The organism is Wenzhouxiangella marina (assembly GCF_001187785.1).
Lineage (GTDB): Bacteria > Pseudomonadota > Gammaproteobacteria > Xanthomonadales > Wenzhouxiangellaceae > Wenzhouxiangella > Wenzhouxiangella marina.
In genome coordinates, this window is record NZ_CP012154.1 from 22,365 (window position 1) to 45,877 (window position 23,513).

The window sequence follows — 23,513 nt, forward strand, 5'->3', positions numbered from 1 at the left end:
CGAGTCGCCTGACCATGAGTCTTCTGGAACTCGAGAATCTGCGCTTTACCTGGCCGGGTGCGGACCGCCCGGTCCTGATCATGAATCGCCTGAACATCGAAGCCGGACAGAAGGTCTTCCTGCACGGCCCCAGCGGCACCGGCAAGTCCACCCTGCTGGCCCTGATCGGCGGGCTGGTCCGACCCGAGCAGGGCCGGATCGAGTTGATGGGCCAGGACCTGGTGCGCCTGTCCGGCCCGAAGCGCGATCGGATGCGAGCCGACCATCTGGGCGTGATCTTCCAGCAGTTCAACCTGCTGCCCTGGCTCGACGTCCTGTCCAATGTCACCTTGCCCTGCCGCTTCTCGAAGGCTCGCGCAGGTCGCGCCGGCGCCGTCGAGCAGGCCGCCCGCGATCTGCTGCAGGCCATGGACCTGGCGCCGGCGCTCTGCGAGCGCAAGGCCGGCCAGCTCAGCGTCGGTCAGCAGCAGCGCGTGGCGGCGGCCCGGGCCCTGATCGGCCGGCCCGAGCTGATCCTGGCCGATGAACCCACTTCGGCCCTGGACGCCGATCGGCGCTCGCGCTTCATCGACCTGTTGTTCGAGCAGGCCAGCGCGGCCGGCAGTGCCCTGCTCTTCGTCAGCCACGATCTGGCCCTGGCCGAGCGCTTCGATCGCCAGCTCAGCCTGCCGGAGTTGAACCGAGCGGAGGTCATGGCATGACCCTGCCGAGTCTGGCCTTTCGCTCCTTGATCAATCGCCGGGCAACCGTCGCGCTGACAGTCTTGACCATCGCCCTGTCGATCGGCCTGCTGGTGCTCGTCGAGCAGCTGCGGGTCGAGGTCCGCCAGGGCTTCACCCGCTCCGTGGCCGGTACCGATCTGATCGTCGGCGCGCGCACCTCACCGGTCCAGCTGCTGCTCTATTCGGTCTTCGGCATCGGCGATCCGTCCAACAACGTCAGTTGGGAAAGCTATGAAGGCTTGAGCAATGTGGCGGAAGTGGACTGGGCGATTCCCATCTCCCTCGGCGATTCCTATCAGGGCTACCGCGTGGTCGGCACGAGCGAGGCCTTCTTCGAGCACTACCGCTACGGCGATCGCGAAGCCCTGCGGCTGGCCGAGGGTGGTGCCTTCGGCGATCTCTTCGATGTGGTGCTGGGCCACCAGGTCGCGCGCGATCTGGGCCACGGGCTCGGCGACGAGCTGGTGCTCGCGCATGGCACGGCGAGCGTCCGCCTGCAGCAGCTGCACGATGATCTGCCCTTCCGCGTGGCGGGCATTCTGGCCCCGACCGGCACGCCCGTCGATCAGCAGCTCTACATTTCCCTGCAGGCCCACGAAGCCATGCACATCGGTTGGCAGAGCGGCGCGCGCCGACCCGGCAGCGGCGTCGATCCAACGGAAGCCCGGGCCCAGCTCGACGAGCTCCGGCCCGACGCGATCACCGCCATCCTGATCGGATTGAAGACCCGCGCGGCCGTGTTCGGTCTGCAGCGCCGGGTCAACGAGTATCGACAGGAGGCGCTGACCGCCATCCTGCCCGGCATCGCCCTGCAGGAGCTGTGGCGAATCACCGGTCTCGCCGAACAGGTGCTGCGCCTGGTCGCCTGGCTGGTGGTGGCCGCCGGTTTGCTCGGCATGCTGACCGTGTTGTTGAGCACCCTGAACGAGCGCCGGCGGGAGATGGCCATCCTGCGCGCCAACGGGGCGCGCCCCCTGCAGATCGCCGGCCTGCTGGTGTTCGAAGCCGGTCTGCTGGCCGCCGCGGGCATCCTGGCCGGTCTCGCCCTGGCCTACGGCGTGCAGCTGGCCGCGGCGCCCTTCCTGCTCGATCAACTCGGTCTGCACATCGGCCTGAGCTGGCCCGCCGCCGAGTTGTGGCAATGGCTGGGACTGATCTGGATCGCCGGCCTGCTGGCCGGAGCACTGCCTGCCCTGCTGGCCTATCGCCGCACCCTGGCCGATGGCATGCAGGTGCGCATGTAACCGAACTCGGCGGGCCGCTTGCAGGTCCGACCATCATGACGAAACGAGGATGACCCCAATGACTTCGATGATCTCGAGAGCCCTGATCGGCGCCCTGTTGGCCAGCCTGGCCCTGCCGCTGGCTGCCGAGCCGCGCGAGCTGGAATGGATGGAGCTGATGCCCCAGGAAGAGGCCGACGCCTGGCTACAGGATTCGGCCAACGTCGACCACTCGGGCTTCGGTGCGCCGGAACCCTTCCAGAGCTTCCGCACCGTGCCCGAACTCGACGGCCTCGAAGTCCGCATCCCGGGCTTCGTGGTGCCGATCGAGACCGACGGTGAGGGCAACCTCAAGGAGTTCTTCCTGGTGCCCTACTTCGGTGCCTGCATCCACGTGCCGCCGCCGCCCGCCAACCAGATCATCTACGGCCGCCTGGAAGAGGCCATCCCGATGGTCAATATCTGGGACGCGTTCTGGATGGAAGGCACCCTCAACATCGAGGACGTGTCCAACGACACGGCGGCCTCGGCCTACACCATGGACGTGAGCCGGCTCGAGTTGTACTGAACCGATGCCCGCGCCATGATGGCGGGATCGAAACGATGAAAATCCAAGAGGGAAAGACGATGAAGAAAACCCTGCTGCTTCTCCTGTGCCTGCTGCCCTGGGCCGTGCTGGCCGACGAGCACCGGCCGCTGTCGGTCGAGGTGCTCTGGCAGATGGACCGGGTCGGTTCGCCGGTGATCTCGCCGGCCGGTGGCCATGTGGTCGTGCCGGTGACGTCCTACGATGTCGAAAGCGACGAGTCTGAAACGCGCCTCTGGCTGCTGTCCGCCGAGGGAGGCGTTCAGCGTCCCCTGACCGCCGCGGGCCTGTCGGCCTCCAGCCCCGTGTTCTCGCCCGATGGCCGCCGCCTGGCCTTCGTCAGCAAGCGCGACGACGACGAGGCCGGTCAGATCTACGTGCTCGACATGGACGGCCCGGGGGAAGCCGCGCGCCTGACCGAAGTGCCGACCGGCGTGTCCGGCATCAAGTGGGTGGGTGAGCACCTGTATTTCCTGTCCTCGATCTGGCCGGAGCTCGATTGGGACGGGATGGTCACGCGCCTCGAAGAAGAGAAGAACGACAAGGTCACGGCGCACCAGTGGAACGCCCTGCCGTATGCGGCCTGGGATCACTGGATCGATGAGGCCCGCGAAGTGCACCTGTTCCGGATCCCTGCCGCCGGCGGTGAGGTCGAAGGCCTGACCCAGCCCCTGGGTCGCCAGCTGCCGCGCTCCTTCCAGGGCGCCGACAGCTATGACGTCCATCCGGCCGAGTCCCATTTCGTCTTTGCCAGCGACAGCGATCCGACGGCCGTCGACCCCAAGAACGAGCTGCTGCTGGCCGCCTTCGGCGAGAGCGAGTATGTGAATCTTTCGGCCGAGGCCACCTCGAACGACGGTTCGCCGGCCTTCAGCCCGGATGGCGAGAAACTGGCCTGGGCGCGGCAGAGCCTGCATGGCTTCTACGCCGACACGGCCCGACTGATCGTGCGCGATCTGGAAAGTGGTGAGGAACGCAACCACACGGCCAGCTGGGACCGTTCCCTGTCGAGCATGATCTGGGCACCGGACAGCGCCGGCCTGTTCGCCGTGGTGGCCGATGCGCCCAACCCGCGCGTCTTCTACCTCGATCTGGCCGGTCGCCAGCCGCGTGCCATCACCGGTCCGACCAGCTTCGGGGGCCTGAGCATCGCCGCTGACGGCACCCTCGTGGCCAGCAACCAGAGCTTCCTCTACCCGCCGCGCGTGGTGCGCATCGACACCGCCAACGGTGACATCCAGCGCCTGGATACCTTCAACGACGAGATTCTCGCCGAGGTCGATCTGGGCACCTACGAGTCGGTCACCTACGCCGGCTACAACGGCCAGGACATCCAGATGTGGGTGCACTACCCGCCGGGCTTCGATCCGGACAAGGAATACCCCCTGTTCCTGCTCATCCACGGCGGCCCGCACAATGCGATCCCCGACGGCTTCCATTTCCGCTGGAATGCCCAGACCTTTGCGTCCTGGGGCTATGTCACGGCCTGGCACAATTTCCATGGCTCGAACGGCTTCGGTCAGGACTTCGCCGACGCGATCAACCCGGACTGGCTGACCGCGCCTTACCACGACACGATTGCCGCGGCCGAATGGTTCGCCGAGAAGGACTGGATCGACGAGGACCGAATGGTCGCCGGTGGTGGCAGCTACGGCGGCTACCTGAGCTCGATCCTGCTCGGCAAGGACCACCCCTTCAATGCCCTGCTGATCCACGCACCGGTCTACAACATGTACTCGCAGATGGCCGCCGATTTCGCCGTCCACGCGACGCGCTTCGGCGACTTCTGGGAACGGCCGGAAATCTACCGCGAGATCTCACCGCACTACTACGCGGGCGAGTTCGACACCCCGGCCCTGATCGTGCACGGTCAGCAGGACCTGCGCGTACCGGTCGGTCAGGCCTTCGAACTGTTCCGCACCCTGCAGTCCCGCGGCATCGAATCGCGTCTGATCTACTACCCGGACGAGAACCACTGGGTGCTCAAGCCGAACAACTCGATCTACTGGTACCACGAGGTCCGCGACTGGATGACGCGCTTCGCCGAGCCGGGCGGGCGCTGAAGCCCGCGGCATCCGGCGATGGGAACCGAGATCGAGCACAAGTTCCTGGTTCGTGACGCCAGCTGGAAAGCCGGGGCCCGGGGCACCCGGCTGATCCAGGCTTATCTATCCACCGACCCGGACCGCACGGTCCGGGTTCGGGTGGCCGGCGACGAGGCCTGGTTGACCATCAAGGGTCGCGCCGACGGCCCGGCCCGCAGCGAATTCGAATACCCCATCCCCCTGGCCGATGCGCAAGGCCTCCTCGCGCTCTGCCACCACCCCTGGATCGACAAGACCCGCTATCTCGTCCCCTTCGGCGATCACGTCTGGGAAGTCGACGAATTCCACGGCGAGAACGAAGGTCTGATCGTGGCCGAGGTCGAGCTGAGCGAGCTCGGCGAGTCCTTCGAACGGCCACCCTGGCTCGGTGCCGACGTCACCGACGACCCCCGCTATTCCAATTCCGGCCTGGTGCGTAAGCCCTTCAGCCGCTGGGCGTGAGAGTCTCTTCGGCCTGATCGGCCAGTTCCGGCATCAGCAGTCGCGCGGTCTCGAGCAGATTGGTCTCGAGGTGCTGGCCGTAGGCGTTGTCGTTCATCATCGAGGTGGCCTGCTCGGAGGCGATGAGTCGGCGGCGGATCAGTTCGTCCAGGGCCTGGTCGGCCTCGGCGGCCGCGTCCTTCGCGGTGAGCTCCAGCTGGGCGAGCCAGGTCTCCAGATCGAGTTCGTCGATTTCGTGTTCCCGGTCCAGCAGGTGATGGACCAGCCAGCCCAGGCGGGCGCGCAGGGCGAGATAGGTCTCGCTCAGGGCTTCGTTGCCATCGCGCGGATAGCGCAACAGGTTCTTCTGCAGGTGCTTGGCGGCCTTGGCGGCTTCGATCAGGGTTCGGCTGGCGCGCCGCAGGCGGCTGAGCTGTTCGGCGCGGAAGCCGGTGGCCGGTAGCCGACTCAGAAAGCTCAGGGTCAGACCGTGCAGGGGCTTGATCTTCTCGAGGTAGACCGCGTCCACGTCCACGGCGTGCCCCTGCGGCGCTTCTCTGAACAACAGCTCGGGGTCCTTGAGCCGCCGCAGTTCGGCGGGTTCGAAGCCGAGCACCCGCGCCACCAGGGCGAGCACGTGGTCGAACAGCCGCAACAGCTCCAGGCGAGCCGCGGCCAGGGCCGGGGCCGGGCTTTCGAGCAGCTGATCGTTGATGAAGCGGGGCTGGTCCACCTTCGGCGGCGCGGCCTTCAGCCAGCGCTCCAGCCAGGCGGCCAGCGGCGTGATCATCGGCACCATCAGCACCAGGCCGGCCAGATTGAACAGGGTGTGGAACAGGGCCAGCTTCATCGTGTGCGAGTCCGGCCGGATGCCCATCAGCGTCGACAGGGCATCCACGGCCCAGAGAAACAGGGGCATGGCGATCAGCGCGACGCTGGCCGTGACCGCATTGAAGATCAGATGCGCCACGGCGAGTCGACGCCCTTCGATCTGGCTGCCGATGGAACTGATCAGGGCGGTGACCGTCGTGCCGATATTGGCGCCGATCGACACGGCAAGGGCGTTGTCGTAGCTCAGCTGGCCTGCGGCCAGTGCGGTGATCGTCAGGATCAGGGTGGCGTGGCTGGACTGCATCAGCACCGTGGCCGCCAGGCCGATCAGGGTGTAGACGAGCAGTCCGGCGAGGCCGTCCATCGCATAGCGGCTCAGGTCGACGATGGCCTGATAGGCCTCGAAACCGGTCTTCATGTAGTCGATGCCGAGAAAGACCAGGCCGATGCCCAGCAGGACCTGCCCGCTGCCCTGCAGGCGATGGTCGCGCAGGAACTGGAACAGCACGCCGAAGGTGATCAGCGGCAGGGCCCAGGCCGCGATATCGACCTTCAGGCCGAAGGCGGCGACCAGCCAGGCGCCGGAGGTGGTGCCCAGGTTGGCGCCGAAGACCACGCCGATGCCGGCGACCAGGGGAATCAGCCCGGCCGAGAGGAAGGCGATGGTGATGACCGAGATGAGCGAGCTGGATTGGCTCAGGGCGGTGGTCAGGGCACCGAAGGCGAGTGCCTTCCAGCGTCGGTCCGTGCTTCGTTGCAGAACGCGTTGCAGGGTCCCGCCGGCAAGCTGGCGAAGTCCCTGTTCCAGGGAGCGCATGCCGAGCAGGAACAGGGCGACGCCGCCCGCGATGCCGCTGAGACTGGGCTGGGCAAACAGCGCCCAGGCCAGCAGCGCGAGGCTGAGCAGCAGGGGCCATTGGCGCCAGACGGACGGCATCCGCTCAGCCCAGGGCCTGGTCCAGATCGTGCTTCAGATCGGCCAGGGCTTCGATGCCGACCGACAGTCGCATCACCCGTTCGTCGATGCCCAGGCGGGCGCGTTCCTCTGCGCTCAGCTTGGCATGGGAGGTGTAGCTTGGCTGGCCGATGGTGGATTCGACCCCGGCCAGACTGACCGCCGGCTGGATGATCCGCAGGGCATCGAGAAAGGCCTCCGGGTCCCGATCGTCATCGAGGCGGAAGGCCAGCATGGCGCCGAAGCCATGCATCTGCCCCCTGGCCACCGCATGTCCGGGATCGCTGTCCAGTCCGGGGTAGTGCACGCGATCGATGCCGTCCCTGGAATGCAGCCAGGTCGCCAGGGCCTGGGCGTTGGCGGTCTGGCGTTCGACCCGCACGGCCAGGGTCTTGAGGGAGCGCTCCAGCAGATACAGGTCCTGTCCATTGAGGCTCGACCCAAGGCGGATGACGTTCGGGCGCAGGCGATCGATCATCGCGCTCGAACCGATCAGGGCGCCGCAGAGCAGGTCCGAATGGCCACCGAAGTACTTCGTGGCCGAGTGCATCACGAGGTCGAAACCCAGTTCGATCGGTCGCTGGCAGATCGGTGTGGCGAAGGTGTTGTCGACCACGCTGACCACGCCCTGCTCGCGAGCGATCCGGGCGGTGGCAGCGAGATCCACGACCCGCATCAGGGGATTGGTCGGGGACTCGACGTGGATCAGGCGGGTACGTTCTTCGATCAGGACGGGCAGGTCCTCGGGCTGCCCGTTCCAGATCGAGAAGCGAAAGCCCAGGGGGGCGAGCAGGCCCTCGACCAGATCCATCGTGCCGCCGTAGAGCCCGTCGAGAAGGATGGCGTGGTCGCCCGGCTGCATCAGGGAGAAGAAGATCGCGCTGATCGCGCCCATGCCGCTGGCCGTGACCATCGCGGCCTCGCCGCCTTCGAGGGCGGCGATCCTTCGCGCGACCACCTCGTGGTTCAGGGTGTTGTGGTAGCGCGGATAGCGCACATGATCCTGGCGATAGTCGAAGGCCGAGCTGGTCACGATCGGCGTGTTGACCCCGAAGGGCGCCGGCAGCGCTTCAGCGCCGGCGTGGATGCAATCGGTGTCGAGGTGTCCGGAAGGGCGTTTCGAAGACATGCGGTTCAGGTCCGATGGGTGCTGGATGAACTATAGAGCGTTCGGGACGGCAGCGCCCGTGTCGATGCGTGCCGATCCGTGTCGATGGGCGGGCAGGCTCGCTGCGGGTGGTGAGCACGAGGGCGGTCGGGATCAGCTCTGGTCCGGCAGGCAGGAGGCATCGATCTCGTAGCGATCCCGGCCGGCACGCTTGGCTCGGTACATGGCCTGGTCGGCGCGGGCACGAAGTCGGTGGATATCGTCCTCGGCTCGGGCACAGCTCAGTCCGAAGCTGACCGTGATCGGCGGGTCTTCGGGGCCGACGAATCGAGTGTCGGTCCGGCGGAAGCGCTCGATGCAGTCGATCGCCTCTTCCACCCTGGCCACGCTCAGCAGTACGGCAAACTCCTCGCCACCGATCCGCCCGACGAGCGCCGTGTCCGGAAACACTTCTCGCAGGCGCTGGGCCGTCCGCCCCAGGACGCGATCGCCCATGCGATGGCCATGGCGATCATTGACCTCCTTGAAGTGATCGATGTCGGCGGCGATCAGAACGATGATGCGCTCCGCGCCCGGCCCGGCCCGGGCCTGATCGATCATGGTCTGCGCCCGCTCGAAGAACCAGGTGTGATTGGCCAGGCCGCTCAGGCCATCGTGGCGGGCCTGGTCGATGAGCTGGCGACGACCGGCGAAGGCGCGCAACAGCAGGCTGCTCAGGGTCAGCACCACCAGGCCGACCAGCAGCCAGCCGAAGCTTCGCAGTCGTCGCTGCTGAACGGCGGTCTGTGCCTCCAGCTCCGCGGCACGGGCGGTTTCCCGCAGCAGGTCGATCTGCTGGCGCTGCATCCGGCTGTCGAATTCGACCTGCAGGTAGGCCAGGCGCATGGCCCGCTCCCGGCCCAGGAACTGCTCGCGCGCGTGGAGATGATCGTACAGGCGCTGCAGCGCCAGATCGAACTGCCCACTCGCTTCGGCCAGCTTCGATTGCAGCAGGGTCAGGCGTGCGGATTGATCCCATAGCCCCCGATCGCTGAAGAAGTCGCGAAGCTCGATCAGCTCGTCGCGCCAGGCCGCATCCAGGCGGCCGAGTTCGCGCAGGATTTCGACGCGAACCAGCCGCGCCTCGAATTCCCCCAGGCGATAGACCGCCTCGTCGAGGGCCGTGATTGCGGCCTCGGCCAGCGGCAGCGCGATCCCGGCCTGTCCCTGCCGACGCAGCAGATCGGCCAGGCCATGCTGCAGAACGCCCACGAACAGGGCGTTGTCCACCTCGTCGCAGATCCGGATGCCTTCGCGGTAGGCGGCTTCCGACTCCGCGGCCCGATCGGCCCACTTGTAGACCGGTGCCAGGCGCTGCAGGGCCACGCAGGCCTCCTTGGGCTGATCGGTTCGATCGGCGATGGCCAGGGCCTGCTCACCGTACTCGATCCCCAGTTCGTGTTCGCCGACTCGACCGAACATGTAGGCGGCCATGTTCAGGGTCGCGATCACCGGTGCCGGATCCTCGAGGTCCACGTCGATGTTCAGGGCTTCGCTCAGGGATTCGAAGGCGGTCTCGTAGCGGCGCAGCAGCACGCCCACGTTGGCGCGGAACTGCAGCGCACGCAGTCGTTGATCGGTCGGCAGATCCCGCTCAAGCAGCACCCCGGCCAGGGCCAGAGCCTCCTCCGTGCGATCGTCGAGCACGAGGTGGCGGGCCTGAAGGAGCTGGAAGTCGGCGTATTCGCGCAGCTCGGCCTGGTCGATGAACGGCGCCAACTCGTCGAGGAGCGCCTGTGCCTCCTGCCAGTGGGCGTGGTAGCTGATCTCCCGGGCCTGATCGAGGATGGCGCGAATGTCCGGCTCTCCCTCGGCCAGCGCCTGGGAAACGAGCATCGCCGCCGCCAGACCTGCGCCCGCGACCAGGCGTCGGATGCCATCGAGATCGAAGCTGTGACTTGCCACGCTACGCAGATTTCCCGCCCCCAGGAGACACGCATTATGCATCGGCCTCGAGCGAGGCTCCAGGAGCACTGGATCAGACTCGGCCGGCGGGCGCCGATCTTCGACACTTTCGGCACATGTCCGGCCATTCATCCCTGCCCTAACCTGAGGGCTTGATTCGAAAGGAAGGAAACGATGAAGACATTGTCCAGGGCGGGCGCCTGCGCGGCGCTGACTCAGGCGTTCTGCTATCTGTTCGGCTTCGCGCTGCTGGTTACGGTGATGGATTCGGGCAACGTCGAGGGCTGGTCTGCGCTCCAGAAGCTGGAGTACCTCCTGGAGCGGGAGGCGCTTTTTCAGCTCTGGAACCTCGTGATCTACGTGGTCTTCGGCGTGGCCTTGGTCATCCTGACCGCCGCCCTTCACCACCGACTGGCGCCCACGGACCCGCCCTTGATGTCCGTCGCCACCCCCTTCGGTTACATCTGGTCAGGATTGGTGATCGCCAGTGGCATGGTGGCGAGTGTGGGCCTGTCGGCCGTGTCGGAAATGCAGGCGACAGATCCGGACGGGGCGGCGCAGCTCTGGTCGACGCTGGGCGTCATTCAGTCGGGCCTGGGCGGCGGCGTCGAGATCGTCGGAGGCCTCTGGGTGTTGCTGTTGAGCGTTTCTTCCCTGCGTCGGGGTCAGGGCTTTCCCGTCATGCTGACCTGGCTCGGTGTGCTGGTGGGCCTGGCGGGCCTGGCGACGATCGTCCCGGCCTGGTCCGCCCTGGGGGCGGTGTTCGGCATGACCCAGATCGTCTGGTTCATCTGGGTTGGGATCACGCTGTTTCGGGCGCCATCCTGATCGGTTCGCGGGGCAAGAAACAGGGCGACCGGCTCCAGCCGGTCGCCAGTCAAAGCGTTCCGCATTCGATCCCGGTCAGTACTTGACCGTGCAGCCGTAGGGGCGGGTCAGGGGCTCGCTGATCGCCTCGCCGGCCGCCATTTCACCGAGCGCCTGGACCACGTACTGGGTGGCGTCGGGAATGTCGTCCGGGTTCGAGCTGGGGTTGGAATCGATGCCGCCCATGTAGCGCAGGATGCCGTCGGCATCGATGATGTACATGTGCGGGGTGACGCGGGCATCGTAGGCGCGGCCCATGTCGCCGGACTCGTCGAGGAGTACGGCCGTCGGGTAGGCGTCGCGCGAGGCGGTCAGTTCGTCGGCCTGCTCCGGCGTGACGTGCCCCTGGCTGCCTGGCCTGGAGGAAATCACGGACAGCCAGACCGCACCGTGCTCGTTGCGGGCCATGCGCTGCTGGTCCTGCATGTTGCCCGTGTAGTGCTTGCGCACGTAGGGGCAGTCGTGGTTGGTCCACTCCAGCACCACGGTCTGGCCGGCGAAGTCGGACAGGCTGTGCGTCTGGCCGGCGGTGTCGACGACCTCGAAGTCCGGCGCCGGCTCGCCGATCACCGGGGCGGCGGCCAGCGGTGCGGCCAGGGCGAAGCAGCTGATCAGTAGAGCGATGGATCGATGCAGCATCTTGGGTATCTCCTTGCAGATTCGAAACTCGAACAAGCCGGCCGTCAGAGCGATTCCAGTGCCTCGATCACGAGGCCCGGCGTGAGCACCTGCGGCAGAATCCTCGGTTCGCCACCATCGCGTGGATAGACCACGTACAGCGGCACACCGTTGCGCCCGTACTCTGCCAGATAATCCGTGATGGCGGCATCGCGTCGGGTCCAGTCGCCCTTCATGTAGACGACCCCGTTGGCAGCGAAGGCCTCGCGGACGGCCTCGGTGCTCAGGGCGACCTGCTCGTTGACCAGGCAGGTCACGCACCAGTCGGCGGTCATGTTGACGAACACGGCCCGCTCGGGGTCGGCGCGCAGTTCGCTCAGGCGCTCGGCGCTGTAGGCCTCCCACCAGCGGTCGGCCGCTTCGGCCGGCGCGGACTGGAAGCGGACGGCCGCACCCAGAGACGCCAGGCTGACGACCAGGCCGGCCACGATGGCCAGATGTCGGATGACCGAAAGCGTGGGCCCGCGATCCCGCTTGCCCAGCAGCCAGAGCGTGAAGGCCAGGGCGACCAGGCCGAGCAGGATGGCCGCGAGGCCATTGGCGTCGGTCTGCCGGGCGAGCACCCAAAGCAACCAGACCACGGCCAGATAGAGTGGAAAGGCCATCGCCTGCTTGAAGGTTTCCATCCAGGGGCCCGGTCGGGGCAGCCAGCGGCCAAGGGCCGGCAGGAAACTCAGCAGCAGCATCGGCAGGGCCAGGCCGAGGCCCAGCGCGATGAACACGCTCAAGGCCATCGGCCAGGGCATGAACACGGCCGCGCCCAGCGCCGAGCCCATGGCCGGTGCCGTGCAGGGGCTGGCGACGATCACCGCCAGCACGCCGGTAAAGAAGGATCCGCTTCGACCCGAGCGCTCGGCGAGGCCCTGCCCCGCGCCCATCAGACTCGTGCCGAACTGGACCAGGCCGGACAGGGACAGGCCGAGGGCGAAGAGCACGTAGATCAGCGCGCCCACGATCCAGGGCGATTGCAGCTGGAAGCCCCAGCCGACGGCTTCGCCCCCGGCGCGCAGGGCCAGCAGCACCCCGGCCAGGATGGAAAAACTCAGAATCACGCCGGCCGTGTAGGCCAGGCCGTGACCTCGCGAATCCCCGTCCGCATGTTCGACCAGGCTCAGGGCCTTGATCGACAGGACGGGAAAGACGCAGGGCATCAGATTGAGCAGCAGTCCGCCGAGCAGGGCCAGAACCAGGGCGAACGGCCAGGACAGCGGCGGGGTGGGCGCGGCCGCGCTGTCTCCCGTGCTGATCAGGGCGCCCGCCTCGGCCCGGAGCTGCCAGGCTCGCTCGGCCGTCGTGTCGACCAGCACGAACTCCAGCGGGTCGGGCACGCCTCTGGCAAAGGGCGACAGGGCCTGACTGACCAGGAGCTGCCCTTCACCGGCGCTGATCGTGGCGGGCTGGGCATGATCGACCACGTTGGCGACCGCCGAGAAGAAGGCCCAGCGGCTCGAATCGTCGCGTTCGCCGACATCGATCTGAAGGCTGAGCTGGCCGCCCTCGCTGCTGTAGCGGGCCGGCCAGTCGGCGAGCTCGGGCTGGCGCCGATCGGCCCAGGCGAACAGTTCGGCGAAGCCGGGGTCGGCTTCGGGCTCGGCCGTACTGACCGGCAGCGTCAATTCGAGCGTGGCCTCACCCGGAATGCAGATTTCCTCGCAGACCAGCCATTCGGCGAAGGCTTCGATGCGCAGGGGGCGGTCGAGGGGCAGTTCGTCCGGAATTTCGAGGGTGACGGGCAGCAGATGTTCGCCGTCGTAGCCGTAGTTGATCAGGTGCGCGATCGGCATGGCCTCGGGAAAGGGCCAGCGGATCCCGGAGGCGATGACGCCCTCGGGCAGGGTCCAGGCGATTTCCGTCGGCTGGCCGGAATCGCCCGGGTTCTTCCAGTAGGTGTGCCAGCCCGGGTCGGGCAGCAAACGAAGACCGACCTCGAGGGCTGTGCCGGGTTGGACACTGTCGACCCGGCTGACCAGCTCGGCCTGCAGATGGTCGCGTTGGACGGGACCACTGCCGGCCGCAAGCAGCAGGCCGGGCAGCAGAAGACCGAATAGGAAAGCGGCAGTTCGTTGCATCACGGTGGACGCCTGGTCGAATTTCAGTGCCCCAAGATAGCGCGAGCGGCCTGCACGCCGGGTCAGCGCTGACAGGTTGGACAGAAGAAGGTGCTGCGCTGGCCGATCACTTCGCGCTTGATCGGCGCGCCACAGCCCGGGCAGGCCTCGCCGTCGCGACCGTAGACCCTGAGCGACTGGCCGAAGTAGCCGGGTGTCCCGTCGCCGACCGTGAAGTCGCGCAGGGAGGTGCCGCCGACCTCGATTGCCCGGTCGAGGATGTCGACGATGGCCCGGGCCAGGCGCCGGTAGCGCTCGCGGCTGATCCGGCCGGCCGGTCGGCGCGGGTGGATGCCGGCGGTGAACAGGGCCTCGGAGGCGTAGATGTTGCCGACGCCGACCACGGTCCGCCCGTCCATGATGAAGCTCTTGACCGGCACCCGGCGGCCGCGGCTCAGGCGCCAGAGGTAGTCGCCGTCGAAGCGCGCATCGAAGGGCTCGGGTCCCAGACCGATCAGATGCGGGTGCTGGGCGGGATCGCCCTCGACCCAGAACAGGGCGCCGAAGCGTCGCGGGTCCGTGTAGCGGATCAGATGCCCACCGGCCATCTGCACGTCGACGTGGTCGTGCCTGCCCGGCTCGGGTGGGTCGGTCCAGCCGCGAAAGGAGCCGGACATGCCCAGATGCCAGAGCATGCAGCCCGACTCCAGGCGCCAGATCAGCCATTTTGCTCGCCGGTCCATGGCCATGACGCGCTGGCCTTCGGCCCGCTGGATCTCCGAAGGCACGGCCCAGCGCAGCTGCGGCTGGCGAACCGTGATCGAGGCGATGGCCCGCCCCTCGGTCAGGGGTGCCAGGCCACGGCGGGTGGTTTCGACTTCAGGTAATTCGGGCATGGCCTCGGGGCCGGTCTGGACGAGCGCTGATTATGCCCTGCCCCCGTCAGGATTCAGCCGATGCTGGAGGCTGCAAGCCAGAAGCGGCCTCGAAGCTTTTTCCCCAAACCCTCAGCGGGGAGTGGCCCGACCGCCGGCCGCGCCACTTCCCGCCACCCCAAATTCGCGGTGGCCCGGCCTCCCCCGGGCCACCGCACTCCCCCTGCGCTTGCAGCGATCAGCCGCTTCGCGACGAGACGAACTCGGGGTAGGCCTCCATGCCGCATTCGGCCATATCGAGGCCTTCGTATTCCGCTTCCTCGTCCACGCGCAGGCCCATGGTCGACTTCAGGGCCAGCCAGACCGCGATGCTGGAGACGAAGACGAAGCCGAAGATCACGCCGATGCCGGTCAGCTGGGCGAGGAGCGTGGCCTCGTCGTTGGAGGCGAGCACGGCCAGCACGCCGAAGATGCCGCAGACGCCGTGCACCGAGATGGCGCCGACCGGATCGTCGATCTTCAGGCGGTCGAGGCCGATGATCGAGAGCACCACGAGCACGCCACCGATCAGGCCGATGACGGCGGCCAGGCCGTGGCCCGGTGAGAGCGGGTCGGCGGTGATCGAGACCAGGCCGGCCAGGGCACCGTTCAGGGCCATGGTCAGGTCCGCCTTGCCGAAGATCAGGCGGGCGATGATCAGGGCGCCGACCAGGCCCCCCGATGCCGCCAGGTTGGTGTTGACGAAGACCCGGGCGACGTTGTTGGCCGATTCGATGTCCGAGACCTTCAGCTCCGAACCGCCGTTGAAGCCGAACCAGCCCATCCAGAGCACGAACATGCCCAGCGTGGCCAGCGGCAGATTGGCGCCGGGGATGGCGTTGATCTTGCCGTCCGGCCCGAAGCGACCGCGCCGGGGTCCGAGCAGCAGCACGCCGGCCAGGGCCGCGGCGGCGCCGGCGAGGTGGACGATGCCGGAGCCGGCATAGTCGCTGTAGCCGAGGCCATCGAGGAAACCCTCGCCCCAGCTCCAGTAGCCCTGCAGCGGGTAGATGAAGCCGGTCATGACGACGGCGAAGGCCAGGAAGGACCACATCTTCATGCGCTCGGCCACGGCGCCGGACACGATGGACATGGCGGTGGCGACGAAGACCATCTGGAACATGAAGTCCGCGGCGCCGGAGTAGTAGGTTTCACCCTCGCTGGCCATGACGGCCTCGACCGTGTGGTCGGCGCCGGGCAGGAAACCGATGCCGGGCCAGACCGAGTTCACGCCGGCCTCCGGGTACATCAGGGTGTAGCCGAAGATCAGGTACATCAGGCAGGCGATGGCGAACAGGGCCACGTTCTTGGTCAGGATCTCGACCGTGTTGCGGGCTCGGACCAGGCCGGCCTCGAGCATGGTGAAGCCCGCCGCCATCCACATGACCAGGGCGGCGCAGATCAAGAAGTAAAAGGTATCGAGGGCGTATCGAATGTCGATCGCAGCTTCCATGAATCGTCTCCCGGACGCTTACAGCGCCGCTTCGTTGGTTTCTCCGGTACGGATGCGGATGACCCGCTCGAGGGCGGTGACGAAGATCTTTCCGTCGCCGATCTTGCCGGTGCCGGCGGCCTCCTGGATGGCCTCGATGGCGGTGTCGACGTCTTCGTCGGCCACGGCAATCTCGACCTTGAGCTTGGGCAGGAAATCGACCTTGTACTCGGCCCCTCGGTAGAGCTCCGTATGGCCCTTCTGGCGGCCGAAGCCCTTGACCTCGCTCAGGGTCATGCCCTGAATGCCGGCTTCGGCGATGGCCTGACGGACGTCATCGAGCTTGAAGGGTTTGATGATGGCGGTGACCAGTTTCATGTTCGGACTCCGGTGGTGTGCATGGCGACCCGAAATGAACAGGAGCAACTCCCGTGCCAGATCGATTCGATCCTGGCTAGGGAACCTCTGAATAACTCTGCGCGGGCGCGAAGGCGTCTTTGCGGGCTCAGCAGGCGTGGCTTCGGCGAGCGCCGTTTCGTGCCAGGTGCGGTTTGCCCAAGGCAAGAAGCGCCTGGTGACGAAACGATCAGCGCGTGTGGTTTGGTCACTCCAAATGAGCGAGTCGAAACACGTCGGAAGGCCCGCAAAGGCCCTTCCCATCTGGCGATTGTGATGACAAGCTGCCGGAAAAGCCGCACCTCGCGCGTCGCGCCACTCGGCCGTAGCTACGGCTACTGTCACTCGCGTCGCACCACACGATCTGCGGCTTTTCCGACCGAAACGCGCTCCGTGCAGAGTTATTCAGAGGTTCCCTAGGGCCCGTCGGGCTGGGCCCGGGCGGAATCCGCGAATGGATCAGCGACGGTGGGAAGTGCATGGAATTCGAGCAATCCGGGGCGATCCTGCTCAAGGCTTCAGCAGGTCGAAGCGCCCTGGCCCGGAATCGGGCACAAAAAAATCCCGGCGGGCGAACCCGCCGGGATCGATCGTTGCCGAATCGGAAGGGTTTACTCGTTGGCGCTGGTCAGCACCGTCGAGTAGTCGCCACCGCCCATCTGCGGGGCCAGCTTGCCTTCGATACGCACGGTCCGGTGCGGCGCTTCGGCCGAGACCCAGATCGTCTGGTCGCCGCCCTCGCCGTCCAGGGCGTTCAGCTCGATCTTCCAGGCGTTGAAGCTGCCGGCGGGAACCTCGACGGATTCCGGACCGCTGACTTGGACCTGGAAGTAACGCACGCGCTGCTGCATGCCGACTTCGGCCACGCGCACGACGGTGCGCAGACCGTCCCGGAACGGCAGGCCCGCCAGAGCGGCTTCCAGCCCCGTGTCGCTGCCGAAGACCGGTGCCTCCAGTTCGATGTTGACCGGAATCTGGTTGCTGCCCATCTCGATGGAACCGCTGACCTCACGGCTCGAGTAGTCGATCGTGATGGTGGCGGCGCCCTGGCTCGTCTCGCGGCGGATCGGTCGCAGGCTGGTGCCGTCGATGATGAAGCGGTCGGCCAGTTCACCCATCGCCGAGCTGCTGCTCGTGCGCAGTTCGATGACCTCGCGGTCCTCGTGCGTGCTGCGGGCGATCTCGCGCGTCGACTCCATGGTCATCTCGCCGTTCGGCAGCGCCAGGGTGGTCAGGTAGCTGAAGGAGCCGGTGGCGATCTGGTCCGCATCGACCGCCGGCAGCGGCAGGGTGCGGGCGGCGTCGAGTTCGTCGGCCACGTTCTCGACCACGACCGTGTCGATATCGACGGTGATGGCGGCCAGGCGCTCGGCGATGTCCGGGGCCATTTCGGGCTGGTAGCGACCGCCCAGATGGGTGCTCAGGAACTCTTCGGTGCGCGCGAACATCGCCAGGCGGTTCTCGCGACCGCGGAAGCCGTGGCCTTCGTCCGGAGCGACGATGTACTCGACCTCGAGGCCACGCTCGCGCATGGCGACCACGATCTGATCGGCCTCGGCCTGCTTGACGCGCGGGTCATTGGCGCCGTGGATGATCAGCAGGGGGCGCTCGATCTTGTCGACGTGGTTGATCGGCGACTGGCGCTCGAGCTGGGCACGGCCTTCCTCCGTGTCCGGATCGCCCATGCGCAGGGTGAAGATCTTGCGTGCCGGACCCCAGTAGGCCGGGATCGAGTTCAGCAGGCTGATCAGGTTGGACACGCCGACGATGTTGACGCCGCAGGCGTAGAGCTCGGGGGTGAAGGTCATGCCGGCCAGGGTGGCGTAACCGCCGTAGGAGCCGCCCATGATGCAGACCCGTTCCGGATCGGCGATGCCCTGGTCGACCAGGTACTGGATGCCATCGGTGATGTCATCCTGCATGGCATCGCCCCACTCGTTGTTGCCGGCGTTCAGGAAGGCCTTGCCGTAGCCGGTGGAGGCGCGGAAGTTCGGCTGGATCACGGCGTAACCGCGGTTGGCCAGGAACTGGGCCAGGGAGTTGTAACCCCAGGTGTCGCGTGCCCAGGGGCCGCCGTGGATGACGGCGACGACGCCCAGATTGCGCGGCTCGACGCCCTGCGGCAGGGTCAGATAGGCCGGGATCTCCAGGCCGTCGCGGGCCTGATAGCGGATCGGCTGCATGTTGGCCAGATGCTCGGTCGGCAGTTCCGGACGCGAGCGGTAGAGCAGTTCGACGCTCCGCGCTTCGCGATCGAAGACGTAGACCGAACCCGGATCGACGTCACGCGACAGGCTGACCAGGGCCAGGCGGCCGTCGGAGGTCTGCGAAGGCAGGCCGATCTCGCCTTCGGGCAGATTCTCACGCAGGAAGGCCAGATCGGCGGCGAAGGCATCATCTTTCGGGTAGATGCGCGTGCGATCGCCGACATAGACCGTGGCCTGGAGTTCCTCGGTCACCGGGTGGAACACCGCACCGCTGAAGTCGACCTGACCCTCGGGGTCACGCTCGACCAGGGTCAGCTCGCCGGTGTCGGGATTCATGAGATACAGGCCGATCAGGTCGACCTCATCGCCCTTGTTGGACTGGAACCAGATCTGTTCGCCGTCGGCGTGGAAGCGCATCGGGCCGCAGGCTTCCTGCCAGCTGCACTGATAGATCACCTCGCCCAGGGCTCCGTCTGCGACGCGCAGCACTTCCGTGCCGCCTTCGCTGTCCTGGCGGATGGCCATGCGGAGATTGCCATCCAGATCGGCGAACCAGCCGGCGATGTTCTGGTTGTTTTCGATCACCAGCTCCCGCTCACCGGTGGAGATGGTGACGCGGTAGACGTCGTGCAGGGCCGGGTCGCGATCGTTCAGGCCCACCAGGAGCTCGTCGGGACGGCTCTTCGGGCGACTGATCAGCATCGCGCGCACGCCGTCGAAGTCGGTCAGGTTGCGCGCCGCGGGCACGCCGGATTCGGCCTCGACCTCGCCGTCGGGATTCACGGCCCAGACGTGGAAGTTCTCGTCACCGCCCTTGTCCTGGACGTAGAGCACGTACTGGCCGTCGCGGCTCCAGAAGTAGCCGGGGACCGGCTTGTCGTCGGCGGTCAGGGGACGCGCCTCGTCGAAGGCCTCGTCGATGGACTTGATCCAGATGTTGCGCACGCCCTGGTAGGGGCGCAGGAAGGTGATGAAGCGACCGTCCGGCGAGAGCTGGGCGCCGGAGACTTCCGGGTCGCCGAAGAACAGGTCGCGATCCAGCTGCGGCGGCAGCTCGTCCAGGTAGGACAGCGGCTCGGCGCGCTCGGCCATGGACAGGGTGGACAGGCCGACCAGCAGCAGCGCGGTCAGGGCATGCTTGAACAGGGACATGGTGGATTACCTTCGGAAATCGGGGAGCCTGCAGGGTAAAGAACCCGGCCCCGGGATTCCATAGTCCGAAGGTCACGCCCCGTTCGGGGGGCGACTTCACTCGGGGCGGCTGAAGTCCTGCATGAAGGGGTTGTCATGGCGCCGTTGCAGGCGGATCAGGCCGAAACCCGTGGCCTGATGACAGGCATTGCAGGCCTGGATCAGCGCGTCGAAACGCGCACTGGCCTGATCGGGCGCCTCGTCGAGGGCGTCTTCCAGGCGCTCGAAGGCGGGTTCGAGCATGCCTTCGACCAGCTGGCCCACGGGCTGGCCCTTGTAGGACTCGATCGAAGCCGCCTGCTCCAGGGTCTCTTCGATTTCATGGGCATAGAAGTCGGCCAGCTCGATGTGCCCGGCGTCGATCGCCAGGCCCAGCTTGTGGCTGAAGTACTGCATGTCCATCATGTTGCGGATCAGGCCGGGTTCACCGCCGGTGTCGCTGGCCCAGACCGGCAGACAGAGACAGCTGCCGAGCAGCAGGGATCGAATCAGCATGGGGCGACTCCTTGGGTTCCGGCGCTCAGTATGCCAGTCCGCTCAGCGCTCGGCGGCGGGCGGCAGGTGGAAGCGACCCAGCAGCGGCTCGTGGTCGGCGGCCTGGTCCGGGAAGCGGGCGTTGGGATGCAGTATCTCGAACTCGGCGCGTTCGGCCAGTTCGGGCGTGACGAGCAGATGGTCGATCGCCTGGGCGTTGCCGCTGAAAAGGTAGGTCCAGCGATCCGCTTCCGGCAGGGTCTCGATGAGATTGATCAGGGGCTGCACGCTGTCCTCGGCCTTCAGGTGGCTCAGGGCCTCGCTGAACCAGTGGTCGTTCAGATCCCCGAGCACGATCCAGTGCGCCTCGCCGCCCCAGGCGTTCTCCGCATCGAGGAGCCGGCGCAGGGCGTCGGCCTGGGCGGGGCGCTCGGCCTCGCCGCCGATGATCTGGGGCTGCTCCCCGAACTGCGGGCTGCTGCCCCACTTCGAGCTGAAATGGTTGTTGATGAGCATCAGGCGGTGGCCATTGAACTCGAAGCCCGCCAGCAGGGGCGCCCGTGAACCGGCGAAGGCCGGGTCGTCGATCTGGCGGGGGCCGGGCGGCAGCAGTTCGACCCGGGCCGGGTTGTAGAGAAAGGCGTTGCGGATATTGCCGCCGGGCTGGCCACCGAAGGCATCCGGGGCGGGTGGCGGCAGGTCGATGAAGGCGTAGTCCGGCCCGCCGGCGGCGCGCACGGCCTCGATCAGGGCGGTCAGCGTGCGGTCGGCGCTGAGTACATCACCCTGCTCGGCGCCGTTGTTGTCCTGGATTTCCTGCAGGGCGACGATGTCCGGGCCGGCGAGGAGAATCGCGATGTGCTCCCCCAGCCGGGCCATGCGGCCGGAGCCGATGTCGTCATCGATGTCCCGCTCCCCGTTCACCCGCTCGATGGACTCGATGAGCGGGTCCAGGTTCTCGACGTTGTAGCTGGCCACGGTCAGGTGCTCCGGACCGCGATGGAGCCGGGTGTCGCGGATTTCGATCGCCACCTCGACCGGTTCCAGGGCATGCCGGGTGGTCACGCGGAACTGGCCGAAGGCGTAGTTCGCCACCCCGTCGATCCGGGTGAAGTGCGAGCCCGGCAGGGCCGGCGGCGCGTCCTCCGGCTGCAAGCGAGGGTTCGCCGTGATCAGGATCCGTTCGAGGTCCAGGTCGTCGGGGCTGGCGGCCAGCACGCCCAGCTCGTTCAGTCGTGGATGCTCGGTGGCCGGCAGCACCCAGGTGTCGCCGAAGCGATTGGTCGCCTGGATGACCCGGTGCTCGCCGACCACCATGCGCATGCCCGAGTAGTGGGTCCAGAAGTCGATGGCGCTGGCGGTGGGATCGACGGAAGGATTCTCGTCGGCAAGATTGTCGGGCACCTGCCAGCCCGCCTGCCCGAGGGGAATCGCGGCCGGGAGCGCCTGACCCCGGGCCAGCACCTCGATCTCGGGCTGGATCAGCCGGGTGACCATGAGGTCCTTCTCACGGTCCGGGCGCCGGAAACGGTTGACGAAGCCCGTGACCCGAACCCGATCGCCCACGTTGACGGCGGCCGGGTCGCCGGTGAACACCTCCAGGCCGTCGCGCGTGCTTGAGGGCGATTCCGAGGGCGTCTGGATCCAGAACTGTCTCGGCAGGACCAGGGTGACGATGCCTTCGGTCGTCACCTGCTCGTCGACGAACCGTGGCTCGACGCCATCGCCATGGATTTCGGCGATGGACAGGGGGTCGGCCGCGTGAACGGCGGGAAGCAGCAGCAGGCCGAGGGCCAGGCGGTAGAGGGTCTTCATCGGGGTATCGGTGTCCGGTCGTTCTGGGTCGGTTCTGGAATCAACGGCCTCGCATCAGGCTGCCGAGCAGCCCGCGGGTCAGGGCCCGCCCCAGGCTCGAGCCGACGCTGCGCAGGGTCGATTTGAGAAAGGCTTCGCCCGCACTCTGCCGGTTGCTGCGTCGACCGCCAGACCGCTGTTCGGCCTCCCGTGCCTTTTCGGCGGCTTCGGCTTCGGCCTCGGCCGCGCGCGCCTGCTCGGCGGCGATCGCGGCCTGCTCGGCCTGGCGGGCCAGCATTTCGTGGGCCGAATCCCGGTCGAGGACGGTGTCGTACTTGCCACCGACCGGACTGCGGCCGCGGACCTGGCTTCGCTCTTCCTCGCTCAGCACGCCCATGCGGCAGCGCGGCGGCGAGATCAGGGCGCGGTCGACGGGCTGCGGCACGCCCTTCTCACCCAGCATCGAGACCAGGGCTTCGCCGGTGCCGAGGGTGGTGATGGTTTCGACCACGTCGATGGCGGGATTGGGGACGAAGGTCTCGGCGGCCGTACGCACGGCTTTCTGGTCACGCGGCGTGTAGGCGCGCAGCGCGTGCTGGACGCGGTTGCCGAGCTGCCCCAGCACCTCGTTCGGCACATCGTCCGGGTTCTGCGAGCAGAAGTACACGCCCACGCCCTTCGATCGGATCAGGCGGACGACCTGCTCGACGCGCTGGCGCAGGGCCGGTGGGCAGTCGTCGAAGAGCAGGTGCGCCTCGTCGAAGAAGAACACGAGCTTCGGTTTGTCCGGGTCGCCGACTTCCGGCAGCTGCTCGAACAGCTCGGAGAGGAGCCAGAGCAGGAAGGTCGAGTACAGGCGGGGTTTCAGGATCAGTTCCTCCGCCGAGAGGATGTTGATCACGCCCCGGCCCGACAGGTCGGTGCGCATCAGATCCTCCAGGGCCAGAGCGGGTTCGCCGAAGAAGTGCTCGGCGCCGTCGTTCTCCAGCGCGAGCAGTCGGCGCTGGATCGCCCCGATGCTGGCGGTGTTGACCAGGCCGTACTTCGCGCTGATCTCCTGGCGATGTTCGGCGACGTGGTTGAGCAGGGAGCGCAGGTCCTTCATGTCGAGCAGCAGCAGGCCCGACTCGTCGGCCACCCGGAAGACCACGTTCAGCACGCCTTCCTGGGTGTCGTTGAGTTCCAGCATCCGCGCCAGCAGGGTCGGGCCGATCTCGGTGATCGTCGTGCGCACCGGGTGGCCGCGCTTCCCCCAGAGATCCCAGAACACCACCGGGTTGGGTTCCTGGCGGTAGTCCTCGATGCCGATCTTCTCGATGCGCTCGTCGATCTTCGGGTGCGGCGTTCCCGCCGCCGCCAGGCCCGCGACATCGCCCTTGGCGTCGGCCATGAACACGGGCACGCCCATGCGGGAGAAGCCTTCGGCCATCACCAGCAGGGTGACGGTCTTGCCGGTGCCGGTGGCGCCGGCCACCAGGCCGTGGCGATTGGCGTAGCGGCCATCCAGGTGGATCTGCTTTGCGCCGGCGCCGAGGAGAATGCGATCGTTCATGGCTTTGGGGGTACTCGCGAAACGGGTCGTCAGTCCCGAATCATACCTTCACAGGGTCGCGGCCGG

Annotated in this window: 18 protein-coding genes; 6 read left to right on the forward strand and 12 right to left on the reverse strand. The window is 67.2% G+C overall.

Annotated features, from left to right (window positions below):
* Nucleotides 1–14 precede the first annotated feature (14 nt).
* From WM2015_RS00095 to WM2015_RS00115, 5 genes are read left to right on the forward strand one after another with little or no spacing between them, the layout of a single operon-like run.
* Nucleotides 15–701 (forward strand): ABC transporter ATP-binding protein, encoded by a 687-nt coding sequence (locus WM2015_RS00095; RefSeq protein ID WP_049724131.1) that lies wholly within the window; start codon nucleotides 15–17, stop codon nucleotides 699–701.
* Complete coding sequence (locus WM2015_RS00100) at nucleotides 698–1,966, forward strand: ABC transporter permease (RefSeq protein ID WP_049724132.1); 1,269 nt, start codon at nucleotides 698–700, stop codon at nucleotides 1,964–1,966. Before WM2015_RS00095 ends, WM2015_RS00100 begins: the two co-directional genes overlap by 4 nt.
* A gap of 58 nt (nucleotides 1,967–2,024) precedes the next feature.
* Nucleotides 2,025–2,513, forward strand: coding sequence for a DUF3299 domain-containing protein (locus WM2015_RS00105; RefSeq protein ID WP_245609785.1), 489 nt, complete (start codon nucleotides 2,025–2,027; stop codon nucleotides 2,511–2,513).
* Nucleotides 2,514–2,572: 59 nt separating this feature from the next.
* Nucleotides 2,573–4,594, forward strand: a complete 2,022-nt coding sequence (locus WM2015_RS00110; RefSeq protein WP_049724133.1) for a S9 family peptidase — start codon at nucleotides 2,573–2,575, stop codon at nucleotides 4,592–4,594.
* 18 nt (nucleotides 4,595–4,612) lie between these two features.
* Nucleotides 4,613–5,077 (forward strand): CYTH domain-containing protein, encoded by a 465-nt coding sequence (locus WM2015_RS00115; protein WP_049724134.1) that lies wholly within the window; start codon nucleotides 4,613–4,615, stop codon nucleotides 5,075–5,077.
* On the opposite strand, the gene WM2015_RS00120 is transcribed toward WM2015_RS00115, so the two are convergent.
* The 3 genes from WM2015_RS00120 to WM2015_RS00130 all read right to left on the reverse strand — a co-directional run bounded on the left by WM2015_RS00120 (nucleotide 5,061) and on the right by WM2015_RS00130 (nucleotide 9,894).
* Nucleotides 5,061–6,824 carry a Na/Pi cotransporter family protein gene (locus WM2015_RS00120; protein WP_049724135.1) on the reverse strand — a complete coding sequence of 588 codons (1,764 nt, stop codon included), beginning with the start codon at nucleotides 6,822–6,824 and terminating at the stop codon, nucleotides 5,061–5,063. The genes WM2015_RS00115 and WM2015_RS00120 overlap by 17 nt on opposite strands.
* A gap of 4 nt (nucleotides 6,825–6,828) precedes the next feature.
* Nucleotides 6,829–7,971, reverse strand: a complete 1,143-nt coding sequence (locus WM2015_RS00125) for a trans-sulfuration enzyme family protein (RefSeq protein ID WP_049724136.1) — start codon at nucleotides 7,969–7,971, stop codon at nucleotides 6,829–6,831.
* Between the two features lie 132 nt (nucleotides 7,972–8,103).
* Nucleotides 8,104–9,894, reverse strand: a complete 1,791-nt coding sequence (locus tag WM2015_RS00130; protein WP_049724137.1) for a GGDEF domain-containing protein — start codon at nucleotides 9,892–9,894, stop codon at nucleotides 8,104–8,106.
* Nucleotides 9,895–10,068: 174 nt separating this feature from the next.
* Between WM2015_RS00130 and WM2015_RS00135 the strand changes: the two genes are divergently transcribed.
* Nucleotides 10,069–10,722, forward strand: coding sequence for a DUF4386 family protein (locus WM2015_RS00135; protein ID WP_082169308.1), 654 nt, complete (start codon nucleotides 10,069–10,071; stop codon nucleotides 10,720–10,722).
* 75 nt (nucleotides 10,723–10,797) lie between these two features.
* Here the strand turns inward: WM2015_RS00135 and WM2015_RS00140 are convergent, their stop codons facing one another.
* The 9 genes from WM2015_RS00140 to WM2015_RS00180 all read right to left on the reverse strand — a co-directional run bounded on the left by WM2015_RS00140 (nucleotide 10,798) and on the right by WM2015_RS00180 (nucleotide 23,447).
* Nucleotides 10,798–11,400: a thioredoxin family protein gene (locus tag WM2015_RS00140; protein ID WP_049726907.1), complete on the reverse strand. Its 603-nt coding sequence runs from the start codon at nucleotides 11,398–11,400 to the stop codon at nucleotides 10,798–10,800.
* A gap of 44 nt (nucleotides 11,401–11,444) precedes the next feature.
* The gene (locus WM2015_RS00145; RefSeq protein WP_049724139.1) at nucleotides 11,445–13,508 is read right to left on the reverse strand and encodes a protein-disulfide reductase DsbD family protein; all 2,064 of its coding nucleotides are present in this window, start codon (nucleotides 13,506–13,508) and stop codon (nucleotides 11,445–11,447) included.
* 62 nt (nucleotides 13,509–13,570) lie between these two features.
* On the reverse strand, nucleotides 13,571–14,383 hold the full coding sequence (mutM, locus tag WM2015_RS00150; protein ID WP_049724140.1) for a bifunctional DNA-formamidopyrimidine glycosylase/DNA-(apurinic or apyrimidinic site) lyase: 813 nt from the start codon (nucleotides 14,381–14,383) through the stop codon (nucleotides 13,571–13,573).
* Nucleotides 14,384–14,600: 217 nt separating this feature from the next.
* On the reverse strand, nucleotides 14,601–15,854 hold the full coding sequence (locus WM2015_RS00155; protein ID WP_049724141.1) for an ammonium transporter: 1,254 nt from the start codon (nucleotides 15,852–15,854) through the stop codon (nucleotides 14,601–14,603).
* A gap of 18 nt (nucleotides 15,855–15,872) precedes the next feature.
* A complete protein-coding gene (glnK, locus tag WM2015_RS00160; protein ID WP_049726908.1) occupies nucleotides 15,873–16,211 on the reverse strand; it encodes a P-II family nitrogen regulator in 339 nt (112 codons plus the stop codon).
* Between the two features lie 629 nt (nucleotides 16,212–16,840).
* Nucleotides 16,841–19,588, reverse strand: coding sequence for an alpha/beta fold hydrolase (locus tag WM2015_RS00165; RefSeq protein ID WP_049724142.1), 2,748 nt, complete (start codon nucleotides 19,586–19,588; stop codon nucleotides 16,841–16,843).
* Nucleotides 19,589–19,684: 96 nt separating this feature from the next.
* On the reverse strand, nucleotides 19,685–20,122 hold the full coding sequence (locus WM2015_RS00170; RefSeq protein ID WP_049724143.1) for a hypothetical protein: 438 nt from the start codon (nucleotides 20,120–20,122) through the stop codon (nucleotides 19,685–19,687).
* Between the two features lie 42 nt (nucleotides 20,123–20,164).
* Nucleotides 20,165–21,916: an endonuclease/exonuclease/phosphatase family protein gene (locus WM2015_RS00175; protein WP_049724144.1), complete on the reverse strand. Its 1,752-nt coding sequence runs from the start codon at nucleotides 21,914–21,916 to the stop codon at nucleotides 20,165–20,167.
* Between the two features lie 40 nt (nucleotides 21,917–21,956).
* A complete protein-coding gene (locus WM2015_RS00180) occupies nucleotides 21,957–23,447 on the reverse strand; it encodes a helicase HerA-like domain-containing protein (protein ID WP_049724145.1) in 1,491 nt (496 codons plus the stop codon).
* Nucleotides 23,448–23,513 lie beyond the last annotated feature (66 nt).